13 protein-coding genes are annotated in these 15,476 nt (G+C 33.0%); 12 read left to right on the forward strand and 1 reads right to left on the reverse strand.

Annotated elements, in window-relative coordinates; genetic code table 11:
• Positions 1–105 precede the first annotated feature (105 nt).
• From KFZ70_RS15265 to KFZ70_RS15285, 5 genes are all read left to right on the forward strand, one after another.
• Complete coding sequence (locus KFZ70_RS15265; protein WP_139698576.1) at positions 106–2,835, forward strand: hypothetical protein; 2,730 nt, start codon at positions 106–108, stop codon at positions 2,833–2,835.
• Between the two features lie 25 nt (positions 2,836–2,860).
• A complete protein-coding gene (locus KFZ70_RS15270) occupies positions 2,861–3,649 on the forward strand; it encodes a Wadjet anti-phage system protein JetD domain-containing protein (protein WP_158293230.1) in 789 nt (262 codons plus the stop codon).
• Positions 3,642–4,865: a hypothetical protein gene (locus tag KFZ70_RS15275; protein ID WP_139698574.1), complete on the forward strand. Its 1,224-nt coding sequence runs from the start codon at positions 3,642–3,644 to the stop codon at positions 4,863–4,865. Before KFZ70_RS15270 ends, KFZ70_RS15275 begins: the two co-directional genes overlap by 8 nt.
• Positions 4,846–5,379 (forward strand): condensin complex protein MksE, encoded by a 534-nt coding sequence (locus tag KFZ70_RS15280; protein ID WP_139698573.1) that lies wholly within the window; start codon positions 4,846–4,848, stop codon positions 5,377–5,379. Before KFZ70_RS15275 ends, KFZ70_RS15280 begins: the two co-directional genes overlap by 20 nt.
• 149 nt (positions 5,380–5,528) lie before the next feature.
• A complete protein-coding gene (locus tag KFZ70_RS15285; RefSeq protein ID WP_407516217.1) occupies positions 5,529–5,636 on the forward strand; it encodes a hypothetical protein in 108 nt (35 codons plus the stop codon).
• 466 nt (positions 5,637–6,102) lie between these two features.
• Here KFZ70_RS15285 and KFZ70_RS15290 read toward each other — a convergent pair whose 3' ends face one another.
• Positions 6,103–6,873 carry an IclR family transcriptional regulator gene (locus KFZ70_RS15290; protein ID WP_139698572.1) on the reverse strand — a complete coding sequence of 257 codons (771 nt, stop codon included), beginning with the start codon at positions 6,871–6,873 and terminating at the stop codon, positions 6,103–6,105.
• Between the two features lie 110 nt (positions 6,874–6,983).
• Here KFZ70_RS15290 and KFZ70_RS15295 point away from each other — a divergent pair, with 110 nt between their 5' ends.
• The 7 genes from KFZ70_RS15295 to KFZ70_RS15325 all read left to right on the forward strand — a co-directional run bounded on the left by KFZ70_RS15295 (position 6,984) and on the right by KFZ70_RS15325 (position 15,454).
• Positions 6,984–8,054 carry an L-rhamnose/proton symporter RhaT gene (locus KFZ70_RS15295; RefSeq protein WP_139698571.1) on the forward strand — a complete coding sequence of 357 codons (1,071 nt, stop codon included), beginning with the start codon at positions 6,984–6,986 and terminating at the stop codon, positions 8,052–8,054.
• Between the two features lie 22 nt (positions 8,055–8,076).
• Positions 8,077–9,231, forward strand: coding sequence for an ABC transporter substrate-binding protein (locus tag KFZ70_RS15300; protein WP_139698570.1), 1,155 nt, complete (start codon positions 8,077–8,079; stop codon positions 9,229–9,231).
• A gap of 4 nt (positions 9,232–9,235) precedes the next feature.
• Positions 9,236–10,378 (forward strand): CaiB/BaiF CoA-transferase family protein, encoded by a 1,143-nt coding sequence (locus KFZ70_RS15305; protein ID WP_139698569.1) that lies wholly within the window; start codon positions 9,236–9,238, stop codon positions 10,376–10,378.
• 8 nt (positions 10,379–10,386) lie between these two features.
• Positions 10,387–11,529: a CaiB/BaiF CoA-transferase family protein gene (locus tag KFZ70_RS15310; RefSeq protein ID WP_139698568.1), complete on the forward strand. Its 1,143-nt coding sequence runs from the start codon at positions 10,387–10,389 to the stop codon at positions 11,527–11,529.
• Entirely contained in the window at positions 11,529–12,767 is a 1,239-nt protein-coding gene (locus KFZ70_RS15315) for an ABC transporter substrate-binding protein (RefSeq protein WP_407515706.1), read from the forward strand. Before KFZ70_RS15310 ends, KFZ70_RS15315 begins: the two co-directional genes overlap by 1 nt.
• A 2-nt stretch (positions 12,768–12,769) precedes the next feature.
• Positions 12,770–13,840 carry a Gfo/Idh/MocA family protein gene (locus tag KFZ70_RS15320; protein ID WP_139698566.1) on the forward strand — a complete coding sequence of 357 codons (1,071 nt, stop codon included), beginning with the start codon at positions 12,770–12,772 and terminating at the stop codon, positions 13,838–13,840.
• Between the two features lie 63 nt (positions 13,841–13,903).
• Positions 13,904–15,454, forward strand: coding sequence for an alpha-L-fucosidase (locus KFZ70_RS15325; protein WP_139698565.1), 1,551 nt, complete (start codon positions 13,904–13,906; stop codon positions 15,452–15,454).
• Positions 15,455–15,476: the final 22 nt, after the last annotated feature.

The following is a 15,476-nucleotide window of genomic DNA, read 5'->3' on the forward strand; positions in this document are numbered from 1 at the left end:
CAGCCGCACAAACAGCACATTTGGTTTTTACCGACACAAAAGCCAACGCTTAAAAAACCAAAAGGGCTGTTTTTTGCCAACGCTCGAAAAAACAGAAATGAAAGAATGCTAAATAAGATTATAATTATAAATTCTGAACTATACGCAAAAGCAAGTATTTATATTGGAGAAAGTGCAAGTATTCAAATTACGGCTGAAAACAATGTCGGAAAAAGCTCTTTCATCAATGCTTTAAATTTTCTTTACATAACAGACAAAGACCAAATGAGATTTGAGGACGATAGAAAACTTTCTGACTCAATGAAACATTACTTTGACGGGACAAGTTTACACAGCTTTATAATTTTTGAAATTATTAAAAATGGCTACTATTCTATTCTTGTAAAGGCAACGCCAGAAAATACAATTGAATATTATAAAATCACAGGAGAATATGACGAATTGTGTTTTGTAGAAACACAAAACAATAAATTTAAAGCAAGAAAATGGAGTGATGTTCTTCAAAATCTAACATTAAAAAATCCTACTGATGTTCCTATAAAACTAACAAATGAGGAATTATACAATTTAGTTTATAATTCAGACAAAAATAAAAACCCAGTAGTTTGGCTTAAAAAATCCGTGAAAAGAAACGGAAGAAAATCCTTCTCAAACAGTTTTACTGACATATATAGACATTTGATTAGGACAAGTGACATTAACGAAAAATCTTTTAAAAATGCTCTTTTGGTTGCGGATGGACAACAACACTTTCCATTGAATGTGCTTTCAAGTACAAGTTTCGAGAAAATTGACGAGTTTGAAAAAAAGAAAACACATCTTCAACGTCTTATTTCAATAAAACCAGATTTTGAAAAGCTAAAACTACTTAATGACGAATTTATCAGTCACGAATCAATTTTAGGGAAATTAAAAAATACTTTCCTCAAGAAATTTGACAAAGTTGAACAGGAATTATCTAATAAAATAGATGAAAATAGTGAGCTTTCTGTTTTGGTTAAAAATCTACAAACTAAAATCAATACAACTCTAAAGGATGAAAGGGATGAATTAATTGCTCTAAAAACAACTAATGAAAATAAGTCAACAGCAATTCAAACAGAAAACAAAAATCTATCTAAAGAATTAGATGAATTAAAGGAATATGAGCCCAGTGCCGAGAACTTACTCTATCAAGGATTAAAAAATAATCTTATAGAAGAACAGGGAAATCTAACGGAATTAATATCGCAATTAAGCCAATTAGAACGTAGTCGGTTTACAGAAAAAGAGATTTTAAGTACAATCAAAAACCTTAAAAACGATATTGAAAAAAAGAAAAATGCAATAACTCGTTTTGACAATTTACTATATCAAAATATTTCAAAAGATGAAAACACAATAAAAAAGGTTTATTCCTTTCTAAATTGCGATGTAGCGGAACTTGATAAATCAAAGATTAAAAAACCGATAACAAAATCTGATTCCCCATTACAGTTTTTTGATGGACTAATTGATATTTCAGATATTACAATTGAAACAGAATTACCGACTATCAATCAACTTAAAGACGAGCTTATTTCTAAAGAGAAAGAATTAAACGAAAAAAACTCTCAATTAAAGATTGTTCAAAACAGAAAAGGAGTTGAGAAAGAAATCGAAAATTTAAAAACGTCCATCAAAACCAAAACTGAATTCATTGAACGAATTGATAAAAAACCCGAATTACTTTCTAAAATCGAGAGTAACCTAACAGAAATAGGTTTAATCGAAAAGAGTCTAAAGGATGTAATCGATAAAATTACAAATAAGGATTTGGAAATTGACAAAACCAAAACCGTTTTATCCTTAAAAATTGAAGAACGTAAAAAATATCAAAATGACCTTAAAGTATTCAAAAATCAATATCAAATAATATCAGAAACAACTGATATTTATGAAATTGAAGAAATTTTGGAAATAGATTTTGAAAATATTTATGATGACTTTCAATCAAAATACAGAAAATTTATACGCATAAAAGAAAATCGGAATTCTCTAAAAAATGAATTGAATGACATTCTAAAAATGGATGTCAAAGACATTAAAAAATTTATTCGTGATGTTGATGAAGAAATCATTAACATACCTCAATCTCAAAAAATTATTGATGGGCTTTTAGATACACTTTCACACGAAATTGGCAGTCCGACAGATTCTTTTCTAACACAATTTAGAGATTTTAAAACTTTTGTGTCAAGAAGCTATAACCAAAAGTTAGCAGAATATCCAATTTCTAATATTCAGGGTGTTAAAGTTAAAATTGAAGAGAATGAAGATTTAATCAATGATTTAGACAAAATTTCTAAACTTAAATTATCAGAAAGATTAGACTTTGGAAAGACATACTCATATGAGGAATCTAAAGATGCTTTGGAAAGACAACTTTCTAACAATAATGGAAAAGCCATCAATATTGTTGATTTGTTTAAAATAAACGTAGAAATAACAAAGGTTACAGGAAAAACAGAAACTATTGACCTTTCAAAGCAAGTTCAATCGAGAGGAACTAATATTGTACTTAAACTATATCTATTTCTAAATATTCTTAAAGAATTGGTTCACAACAATTCTGAAAATCGAGTTATCATATACGTGGACGAACTTGACGCAATAGGTCAAAAAAATGTAAAGCACTTAATTCAATTCTGTAAAGCAAATCACTTCGTACCAATTTTCGCAGCACCAAGAAAAGTTGAGGGAATCGAAAAATATTATTTAATCAAAGAGCCTCAAAAAGATTCCAAAAACCAAAGAAGAAAAATTTCATTTGGAGAACTACAATCATTCCCAGTAATTTATAGAGATGCAGAATAAAACTTTTTTTAACTTTCTAATTAAAATGCTTGAAGAGGAAAAAATAAATTCCTCTTCAATAAGTGCATCAGTTAAAAAAAGTGGAGACTTTAAAACATTACTTAATGGTAAGTTCATTAAGTATTCACAAGCTATATCAGGTGGTGGAAGTTACCTCTTGAACGATAGAGAAAATTTAGAACGTTATTTCAAAAGCAAGTTTCCTAAAGAACTTCGAGATAGTTACTCTGCAATTGGCAATATTGGAACTTTCAGAAATACTAAAGCAAGTAAAAGGACTAGCCAAAATGTAATATTAGCAAGAGGATTTAAAAATATACTCATAAATTCAAAAGTTGTAGAATTAGAGAAATTTACAAATCAGTTCGGAACTTTTTCAGCACAAGTTAATGAGTTAGAAACTGAAAGAATTTGCATTGTTGAGAATCTCGATTCATTTTTATTGGCAGAAAAAGTAATCGGAAAAGATTTTGTTTTTATTCATACTTATGGAGGTTTAGGAAAATCAGTTTTAAATAAATTCAAAACAAAAAACGTATTAATTTTTCCTGATTATGATTTTAAAGGTTTACAAAATTACTTAATGGTTAAAAAAGTGTTTCCTGATGCAAAACTGTTCGTTCCATCAAACTATAAAGAGCTATTTAAAATGTACTCTAGAACTATTAGAACCAAACAAGGAAGAGAACAAAACCCAACTAAAGAAGTAAAAGAATCCGTTGATGAAAATGTTATAAAAATTAGAACAGATATTTATAAAACTAAACGCTTTTTAGAGCAACAAGCACTATTCGTAAAATTTCAGAATGATTAAATTATCAGGAAAATACATACTTAAGTTTTTGCAAAATCATTACGAATTTGTACAAGATGCATTTAATTATAGTAAACCTGACTTTATTATCGATATTGATATTTTAGAAAAGTTAATTGAAGAATACAACATTAGTAATGAGCCCAAAATATCTTTATCTAAACTAATAGATGTCAAATTTTGCAGACAGTTACCAACTAAAGATTTTAAAATAAACAGAAGTTATGCAGATTTCTTACAGTTTCTCTTTGATGACTTTACGCTTGATTTACCACAAACCTTAAAAGAAAGGTATAAAACCATTTTTGAATTATTTTCGGCTTTAAAAACAGAGACTAAAACAAGCAAGACAATTATTTTAATTCAAAACATTATAAAAGTAATAGATGTTTTCTTAAACGATATTCATAGACAAACTCAAAGACTTTTAAGTGATACAGAATCTTTAAAAGTCAATGCAGATGAATATTCAGATTTATCAAAAAGGTTAGAAAAAGCAGTTTTTTGGATTGATGAATATATTGAGCCATTAAATAAAATTCTAGAAAAAGGGCATCCAGAGTCCTTCTATTCTGCTTTAGTTGAAATTCAAAAATACACGAATGAAAAACAGTATATAGCAAACAGTTTTAAACTTAAAAGAGAATATAAAAAACTATATGGTGCAGTTGTTTATGCTCGTGCTGAATTAGACCAAAACTTACAAAAACTAACAAGAGAGTTAAGACCATTGTTAGATAGAATCAAAAGTGATTCAATTATTTTAAGTGGATTTTATCATTTTGTAGAAAATGTAGATTACCCTGAAAACTATGTTGTTGCTATTCCTAGTCCAATTAAAAAGACTAAAGGAAGCGCCCTTTTCAAAGAATTTCATAGCGAAGCTGAATTTTTTGTTGACCAATTTAATTACAAAACTTCTGATGTATATTATGAAGAACAAATTGAAGAGTTAGAATGGCTTCCTGATTCTACATATTTTAAAGAACAGCTGCTAAATGAAGATAAAGTTGATGATTTTTATTTATGGTGCTTTAATGCTTTAAAAAAGCATACTGATGAAATCACATTATCAAAATTTTTCTCTCTAACTAATCTTTTGTTAGAAGATGATTTAATAGCAGAATACAAAACTGACGAGAGAAAAATAATTGATTTAAAAGATGCTTCAATTAAAATACCTAAAGTGAAAGTATATGAGAGAATACCCAAATGAGCATAATAAAATAGTAAGTGAATTATTAGATGGTAAGTTCATTATTTCACCAAGTCCTTTGTTTTACAAAATTCAAGAACTAGAAGACGACTATTCTGATTTTTTTATGAAATCGTTTAACTATATCCTAAACATCGAAGCGGAATTTGCCTACTTATCTTCCGATGAAGTGAACGAAAAAAGAACTAGAGATTTTACATTGTTTTTAGCAATTCTGTCAAGAGAGCTAGATTATTCAGGGAAAAACTTTAGAGATAAAATTGAATTAGGTTCCTTTGACATAAACGAAACAGAAGAACTATTAAGACAATCAAGTAAATGGGAAATATTAGAAAAAACTACTGTTTCCGAATTTGAAAAGTTTTTAAAAACTTGGCGTGGCAAAAATTTAATTGTTTTGGATGGCAACAAATTTAAGTTTACTAAAGCCGTAAAACTATTTTTCACTTTTGCTATGGAAATCGCAGAAGAGAAATTAAAAGAAAAAACAAATGAAGAAAATGCCAACGCTTAAATGTCGACTTCCCCTAAATAGAACTGTTAGTTTTTCCAAAATTATTCATTTTTTCGTTTTAAAAGTAGTTTGATTTTTGGGGAAGCTTACATGGGATAGGCTACATTTTTAGGGAAGGCTACAGTTTCAATTTGAATTTAAGAACAGATTTGAAACGCCTGAGTAGAAAAACCATTTGGTTTAGCAAATCAATAAGACTGTTAGAGGCCTGTTTAAAATTATATTTTTGGGGAGATAAAATGAGTTTTCAATATTGAAAAATAATCTCTAAATTGGCTAAAATTTAATGATAACCCGAAGGCTAAAATCTGCATACGATTTTGCATACGATTTGATAAAAAAATAGCTTGTGAGCCCTGTAAAAGCGTTGTAAAAAAACGCTCCTTTGAATTCATAACCCGGAGGTCTCGAGTTCAAATCTCGATCTCGCTACGAAACACAAATCACTCATAATCAACGGTTTAGTCTTCACTAAACCGTTTTTTTATGCTTAGTTCAAAACAAATACATAGATTTGCCTGAAACACCCAAATTTTCCATTTTTTGTTGCAAGTCCATCTTTGGAGAGATAGAAGTCTGGTACAATAATAAAAGAAGGCATTCCTTTTTAGGGAATAGAACCATAACAGAATTTGAATTAGATATGTATAACCAGAAACTAGCTGCATAGTAATTCAATTTATAGTACATTTTTTTGTTGTAAGTCCACATATTAACATCAATCTATACCGCTCCAATAAGTTCGTTAATTATTTTTTGTGCTTTTTTTAATTCGCCTAGTATGACATCTAAATTTATAGAGTCCTCTAAGTTTGAAGAAAAAAGAGAAACAGCCAAAACAGCTTTTAAATCGGTTCCCCTTAAACCAATAGGCACCGCAATATCAGTCACACCTCCTGTAAGCTTACTTTTTGCAGAACGATAACCTAACTTTCCTATTTCGTTTATGGTTTCTATTAGCGTATTTTGCCTTTCTTGATCCCAATTTTTATAATACTCGTCTTTTGATAAAATAGATATAGCCTCTTCTTCTGGAAACATAGACAAAATAACCCTACCAGATGTAGTCATTGATAACGGAAAATGAGTTCCTTCTTCTATGGAAAGCGATACCGCACTAGGACTTCTTGTTTGATAAATAACAAGCAATTTATTATCATTCATAATACTCAAATGACAGGATTGTCGTGTAATTTCTGAAAGTGCCTGCATAGGGTATTGAGCTACACGTTTCAATTCATCAAAAGGCGTATGCCTATGTGATAAGCTGTACATTTTTAAGGACAGTCTATATTTTCCCGCGTTTGACTCCCTAATTACATAACCACGCTCTTCTAAACACACCAACATTCTATATATTTCACTTGGTGTCCTATTAATACCTTGAGCTATTTCTGCTTGAGACAAAGGTACACCTTCTTCTGATAGGTATTCTAAAATATCTAAACCTTTATCTAAGGCCGGTGCATTGTATTTTGGACTTTCTGAATTCATGTGTATAAGTTGAGAATCAAAAGTAATAAAAACTAAATTCCTTTTGAAATTTCATATATAAAATTTATTTTTGTATATAAAATACATTAAACTTATAAACTAAATATAGCATGGCTAATCCAATTTTAGGAACTTTGATTCACGCCGTAGGCGGTATTGCTGCATCAACTTGTTACGTCCCCTACCAAAAAGTAAAAAAATGGTCATGGGATTCCTATTGGATTGTTCAAGCTTCTTTTGCTTGGTTTATATTTCCTTTCCTTATTGGTTTTTTAACCGTACCCAATCTCTTAGATGTTTTCTCAAAAGCATCAAGTGAGGTATTGATTAATGCCACACTACTTGGTGCTATTTATGGGTTTGGAGGTATGTGTTTTGGCTTTGCTATAAAACACATTGGGTATTCACTAACATATACAATCTCTATTGGTATTTCAGCTATCCTAGGTACCATAGTGCCATTAATTATGCACGGTGAATTTTCAAATAAGCTATATGGCCCAGGAGGATATACCATATTCTTTGGTATGTTCATGGCATTAATAGGTATTATTATTTGTGGGGTTGCTGGATACCGAAAAGAAAAAGACCTAAAAAACAACAGTGCCAATAATGAGAAACCTTTAACTTTCAATATGAAAAAAGGACTTACACTAACGGTTATAGCTGGTATACTTTCTGCAGTGTTTGGTATTTCATTAGAAGTAGGAGCTCCTGTTGCCAAAATAGCTGGAGAATATGGTGCAGGTAATTTTGAAGGTAATGCCAATTTAATACTCTCAACTGGCGGTGCCTTTATTACTAACTTCATTTGGTTTACAGTAGCTGGTTTAAAAAATGGTACATTAAAAGAACTTGTTGATGTTAAAGGTGTAGGGCAAAAAAACTTCATACTAAACCTGACCATGTCTATTTTAAGTGGGGCTTTATGGTATGGCCAATTCTTCTTCTACGGTATAGGTCATGTACAAATGGGTGCCTATAAATTTGCCAGTTGGGTACTTCATATGTCAATGCTTATATTTTTTAGTTACGTTGTAGGCATTGTGATGAAAGAATGGAAAGCAGTAACAAAACGCACTTACTTAACCTTAGTATTTGCACTTATAGTATTAGTGACCTCCTTTGTTATTATGGCATATGGTAGTCAATTAGGTTCAGAAATAGTTACAAATCATTAAAAAAGAAATAGATTTAAATAATATGAGTACAAAACGCATACACTTAAAAGGTATCACATGGAATCACAGTAGAGGATTTACATCTGTTGTTGCCACTGCACAACGCTTTTCAGAATTAAACCCCAATGTAGATATTACGTGGGAAAAACGTTCGTTACAAGCCTTTGCCGATGAACCAATTAACGAATTAGCCAAGCGCTATGATTTATTAATTATTGACCATCCTTGGGCTGGTTTTGCTGGAAAAAACAATGTTATTCTTGCTTTAGATGAATATCTTCCAAAATCATTTATGAAAGATTTAGATGAAAATAGTGTAGGGAGATCACATGAAAGTTACTCATCAAATGGTCATCAGTGGGCTCTAGCAGTTGATGCTGCTACTCCTGTGGCTTCAAGCCGACCTGATTTATTTGAAGCTAAAGGCTTAACTCTTCCTGAAACCTATGACGATTTACTAAATTTAGCGAAACAAGGTTTAGTCATTATGCCAGGAATTCCCCAAGATACATTGATGAATTTCTATATGATGTGTTGTACCATGGGTGAAGATGTGTGTACGTCAAAAGAGCATGTTGTAAGTGAGGACATGGGTATTCAAGCCTTAAAAATGTTGAGAGAGCTAGCCGTAGAAATGGATGATCAAATTTTTAATTGGAATCCCATTCAAGTCTATGAAGCCATGACCTTAACGGATAAGTATGCGTATTGTCCTTGGGCTTATGGGTATACAAACTACAGCCGAAATGGGTATGCTAGAAAAGCATTGCACTTCCACGATATGGTTGATATTAAGGGGTACGGAAGAGCCATTTCAACCTTAGGTGGCACAGGTTTAGCTGTTTCTGTAAATACCAAAGAAATTGAAACTGTAATGAAGTATGTAGAATATACGGCTTCTGAGGCTTGCCAAAAAACCATATTCTTTGATAATGGTGGGCAGCCTGGTCATAGAAAATCCTGGACCGATGAGCATACCAATAGTTTAACGGCCAACTTCTTCAAAAATACACTACCTAGTTTAGATAGAGCATTTTTACGCCCACGTTATAACGGACACATGTATTTTCAAGATAGAGCCGGTGCGCCTATTAGAGAATATATGATGAACGGTGGAAATGAAAAGGCATTGCTTGAAAAGCTAAATACCTTATATAGAAAATCACTAGACATTTAAAATTATGAAACCATTAGAAGGTGTTTTAGTTCTTGAATTTGCACAATTTATGGCTGGTCCATCGGCTGGTTTAAAATTAGCTGATTTAGGAGCTAGAGTTATCAAAATAGAACGCCCAAATAGCGGGGAAGCAGGAAGACAAATTGCACTTAAAAACTTGTTTTTAGATGGAAGCAGTTTGGTATTTCATACCGTAAACAGAAATAAAGATTCGTATGCAGCAAACTTAAAAGATCCTGAAGATTTAGAGCGCGTAAAAAAACTCATTGCACAGGCCGACGTTATGACTCATAATTTCAGACCAGGTGTTATGGATAAAATTGGTTTAGATTACAATACGGTTCAAGAAATAAATCCAAGACTTGTTTATGCTACGGTTACGGGCTATGGAACGATTGGCCCTTGGGCAAAAAAGCCTGGACAAGATCTACTTATTCAAGCTATGTCTGGTTTTGCAAACCTAACTGGAAACGCTGATGATGACCCCGTGCCTGTTGGTGCTGCGGTTTCCGATTTAATTACAGGTACGCACCTAGCTCATGGTATTTTGGCTAGTCTTGTAAAACGTTCAAAAACCAATAAAGGAGCTTTAGTGGAAGTTAGTCTACTTGAATCTACATTAGATTTACAATTTGAAGTCATTACTACTTATTTAAATGACGGAAACAAACCCGTAAAACGAGCTAAAAAAGGTGCTGCCAACCCGTATTTAGGAGCCCCCTATGGCATCTATAAAACTAAAGACAACTACATAGCTTTGGCTATGGGATCACTACTTAAGTTAGGACAAGTGATTCAGTGCAATGAAATTGAAGCCTATTCAGACACAGAGTCGTGGTTTAGAAAACGAGATGAAATCATGGATATTCTAAGAGCTAAATTCATTACTGAAAATTCTAACCATTGGTTAAACCTTCTTGAAACTGAAGGTATCTGGTGTTCAGACGTTCTTGATTACAAAACACTTGTAAATCACGAAGCTTACAAGGTCCTTAAAATGGATCAAAAACTACCTTTACTGTCTGGAGAAGAAGTACATACTTTAAGATCTCCTATACGCGTCAATGACCAACGTATTTTTGCCAGTAAACCTGCACCTAGAGTAGGTCAGCACACGCAAGATATCATTAAAGAATTTAATCTATAAATAAAAACATGAAACCATTACAAGATATATTAGTTATAGATTTAAGTCAGTTTTTATCTGCCCCTTCGGCAACTTTACGGTTAGCCGATTTAGGCGCCAGAGTCATTAAAGTAGAACGTCCAGAAACTGGTGATATTTGTCGGCAACTATATGTTTCAAATGTAAACTTAAACGGAGAATCTTCTATTTTCCGTGCCATTAATAGAAACAAAGAAAGTTTTCAGGCCGATTTAAAAATTGACATTGATAAAAATCGGGTTTTAAAACTTATTGAGAAAGCCGATGTTTTTGTTCATAATTTCAGACCAGGAGTTATTGAGCGCTTAGGGTTTGAATATGAAACTATAAAGAAATTAAATCCTAATATCGTATATGCCAGTATTTCAGGATATGGCAATGAAGGGCCTTGGAAAACAAAGCCTGGTCAAGATTTACTAGCCCAGTCTCTATCAGGTGTTACGTGGCTAAATGGTATTGAAGGCAATGGCCCCACTCCTATTGGTTTGGCGCTTGTGGACATCCTTTCTGGAGCTCACCTGGTTCAAGGTATTTTAGCGGCTTTAGTAAAACGTTCTAAGACTAATGAAGGCAGTAAAATATCCGTTAATATGTTAGAATCTATTTTAGATTTTCAATTTGAATCTATTACCACATTTTATCATGATGGAGGAGCACCAACCATACGCCCAAAAAACAATAGTGCTCATGCGTATTTAGGAGCGCCTTATGGTATCTACAAAACCCAAAACGGCTATATGGTTTTAGCTATGGGGTCTATCCCTGTGTTAGGAGAATTATTGGGATGCGAACCTTTAAAATCTTACACCGAGGTAGCCTCCTGGTTTACAGAAAGAGATGCTATTAAAAAGGAACTTGCAAACCATTTAAGTACAGGCACCACTGAGAAATGGCTTTCTATATTAGAGCCAGCAGATATTTGGTGTGCAAAAGTTATGGATTGGGAGACTTTATTTTCAGAAGAAGGATTTAAAGTACTCAACATGATTCAAACTGTAACCATGAGTGACGGCTTTGAATATAAAACCACCCGCTGCCCAATAAAAATTGATGGCAAAAATTTAACCTCAACGTTAGGCTCTCCTCATCTAGGAGAACATACAGAAGCCATAGTTAAGGAATTAATTTCTTAATGATGGGTAAGAATACATTTAAAATAGCGGTTAGAAAATTTGATGCTTTTGAAAGTGCCATAGACAAAATCTGGGAGGCATTCTGTAAAAAAACAGGATGCCCTCTACAGCTTGAAGCTATTCCATTTGACCTTCACCCCTTATATGACACCATATTAAAAAACAACGGTTTAAAAAATGGTGATTGGGATGTTTCTTTAATCAACACTGATTGGATTACGGAGGCCTACACCTCAAACGCTATTGAAGATTTAACACCTTACATTAAATATGACCCTCCAGAAGATTTCCCTCATGGCTGGTCGCGTTCCTTACTATACAAACAAGAATTTGATAATAAAACCGTAGGGCTTCCTTTTCATGATGGACCTGAATGCTTAATTTATAGAAAAGACTTATTTGAATCTATGGAAGAAGGCATTAGGTTTTATAGAGATTATGGTAAGCAGCTGGTAGTTCCAAAAACTTGGGATGACCTCATTGAAGTTGCTGAATTTTTCAACAGACCTGAAGATAATTTGTATGGCACTACATTTGCCGCTTACCCTGATGGTCATAATACCGTATTTGATTTTTGTTTACAATTATGGACTAGAAACGGTGACCTTTTTGACGAACATAACAGGGTTAAGTTAAATTCACAAGCAGCTATTGAAGGTATGACGTTTTATAGAAACGCATTAAAGAACATCAATGCCATGCACCCAAATTCACGTGATTTTGATTCTGTAAAATCTGGAATGGCCTTTGCTAATGGTGAATTAGCTATGATGGTTAATTGGTTTGGTTTTGCCTCTATGTGTGAGTTTTTAGAAGATTCAAAAGTAAAAGGAAAAGTTGATATTACCGATGTACCTGCTGGACCAAATGGTCGAGACACCTCACTAAACGCCTATTGGATGTATGTTATTGGTAGTGGCAGCCAGCATAAAGATTTAGCCTATCAATTCATAAAATTTGCTGTAAACAAAGCGAACGATAAATTAGTTACCCTTGAAGGCGCCATTGGTTGTAGAAAATCTACTTGGATAGATAAAGAAGTAAATAAAACGGTTCCCTACTATCATAAATTAGACGCTTTACACGAAAACACACGTTCCTTACCTAGAAAAAGTAATTGGTCTGATATAGCAGATGTTATAGATGACTTAGTTTTAAAAGTTATTAATACAACTCAGGAGATAAAAGATATTCTTGATGAGGCACAAATAAAAATTAATCACATAGAAAATTCATAACGATGGAATTAATCTATAAACCAGAATTACCCAAAGAAAATAGACCTATATACATTATTGGTGCTGGAGGCATAGTTAGAGACGCACATTTACCAGCTTATAAAAATGCTGGATTTAATGTAGCTGGCATCACCAACAGAACAAAGCAACGTGCCATTGATTTAGCCAATACATTTAATATTCCCAATGTATTTGATGATGTTGAAGCTATGGTTGAAGCAGCACCTGAAAACGCGGTCTATGATTTAACCTTGATGCCAAATCAATTTGTACCAACCCTTGACCTGTTGCCAGATAACGCCGCGGTACTCATACAAAAACCTATGGGCGATAACTATGAGCAAACTTTAGATATTTTAGAAGTTTGTAGAAGAAAAAAACTCAAGGCGGCCATTAATTGTCAAATGCGTTATGCGCCCTATGTGATGGCCGCAAAATATATGATAGACCAAGGACATATTGGTGAGTTATATGATTTTGAGGTTAGATTAACCACCTATACGCCATGGGAATATTTCCCAAATGTAGTCAATCATCCCAGACTAGAAATACAGCAACATAGTATCCATTATATTGATTTAATCAGATCGTTTTTAGGCAACCCAAAGAAGGTGTATGCCAAAACTTTGAAAAATCCAGGTAAACCCATGTCATCCACAAGAACAACTACTATTATGGATTACAATGATTCTATGCGAGCTATCATAAACACAAATCATGATCATAATTTTGGAGAAAAAAATCAAGAAAGCTTTGTAAAGTGGGAAGGCACAAAAGGAGCCATAAAAGCTAGAATTGGCTTGCTACTGGATTACCCTAATGGTAAACCCGATTTATTTCAATATTGTATTGTTAAAGAAGGAGAAACTCCAAAATGGATTGAAGTAGATTTAGAAGGCTCCTGGTTTCCTGATGCATTTGTGGGTACCATGGCTTCCTTAATGCGCTATATTGAAGGCTCAACAGACGTATTACCAACAAGTGTTGAAGATGTAGTACATTCTATGGCTATTGTTGAAGCTGCGTACGATTCTAATGATGATGGCGGTGTTACGCCACTATACAATGCTTAAACATATAACTAATATGGTCACCTTTAGATTGACAAACTATATAAAATTTAGATTTATCATAAAATGAAATCATCCTGCTTCGCTTTACTTTGCTTCTTAACATTATGCTGCAATGCTCAGAAAAAAGAGGAGTTCCCTTCTCAAAAAAATGTAAATACTTTTGAACCATCTTGGGAATCTTTAAAACAACATCAAACCCCAGAATGGTTTTTAGATGCTAAGTTTGGCATTTATTTCCATTGGGGCGTTTACTCATATATGGGAAAAGGTGAATGGTATTCACATCATATGTATGAAGACAAAGATAAAGGCTGGAATCATGATTTAAGGGAACATCATTTAGAAACTTATGGCGACAGTGTTCAGTATTATGACTTCTTTCCGAAGTTTACAGCACAGCATTTTGATGCCGCTGAATGGGCAGAACTGTTTAAAAAATCAGGCGCTAAATTTGTAGGTCCAGTTGCTGAGCACTGTGATTATTTCTCAAACTGGAATAGCAAGGTTAACCCATACAACTCTGTAAATTATGGGCCTAAACTTGATATTGTTGGTGAGCTTGAAAAAGCCATAAAAGCTAAAGATTTAAAATTTGTCGCTACATTTCATCACAGTTGGGAATGGGGTTGGTACAATTTATGGAATGGTCTTGCCGATACTACAAATATTGAATTTAGATCGCTTTTTGGTGAAGTGACGCCTAAAGAAACTTTTTACCGTTTAGGGAAAAATGCCAGTGGTCAATATGACGGCATTGTATTAGATGAAGATAAACCTAGTCAAAAATTTATCGATTTGTGGAAAGCAAAAATTCATGAAGTTATTGACCAATATAAACCTGATTTATTGTGGTTTGACAGCCGGGTATTCTTACTACCAGAAAAAGACAGAAAAGAAATGGTAGCTTATTACTACAATAAGGCTTTAAAGTGGGACAAAGAGGTGGTTCTTACTTATAAGAATGAAGATCTAGAAAAGGGTGTTGGAGTTATTGATTTAGAGAAAGGTCGTTTTGATGAAAAAACAGATTTTCCGTGGTTAACAGATGACTCTTATGCTTGGAATGGTTGGAGCTGGCGATCTAATCTTAAACTCAAAACTCCACAAATTATCATTCAAGAACTAGTAGATATTTCAAGCAAAAACGGTTGTTTATTGCTTAATATAACCCCTACTCATGACGGTAAGATTCCTGAAAAACAAAGAGAAGGTTTGTTACAAATAGGCAAATGGTTAACTAATAATGGTGAGGCTATTTATAAAACTCGTCCTTATAAAACCTATGGAGAAGGTGATACCAAATTAAAAAAGAATCATTTTGGAGGTGTACAAGGAAATGGTGTTACCTACAAACCAACAGATTTTAGATTTACCCAAAACAAATCAAAAGATGTTCTATATGTTATTCAGTTAGATATTCCTGAACCGAATCAAGAATTCACGTTAACCACCTTTTCAAAAGAAAATGTTGGAGCCAATGAAAAAATAAAATCAATAGAGTTACTTGGAAGTAATGAAACCATTTCGTGGCGTAAAACCCAAGAAGGTTTAAAGTTAAAAGCACCTAAAAAAATAACGGGGCAACATGCCTTGGTATATAAGGTAAACCTATAAACTTTTACTCAAAATTAAAAAA

Source organism: Allotamlana fucoidanivorans (assembly GCF_045788535.1).
In the GTDB taxonomy this organism is placed as follows: Bacteria; Bacteroidota; Bacteroidia; order Flavobacteriales; family Flavobacteriaceae; genus Allotamlana; species Allotamlana fucoidanivorans.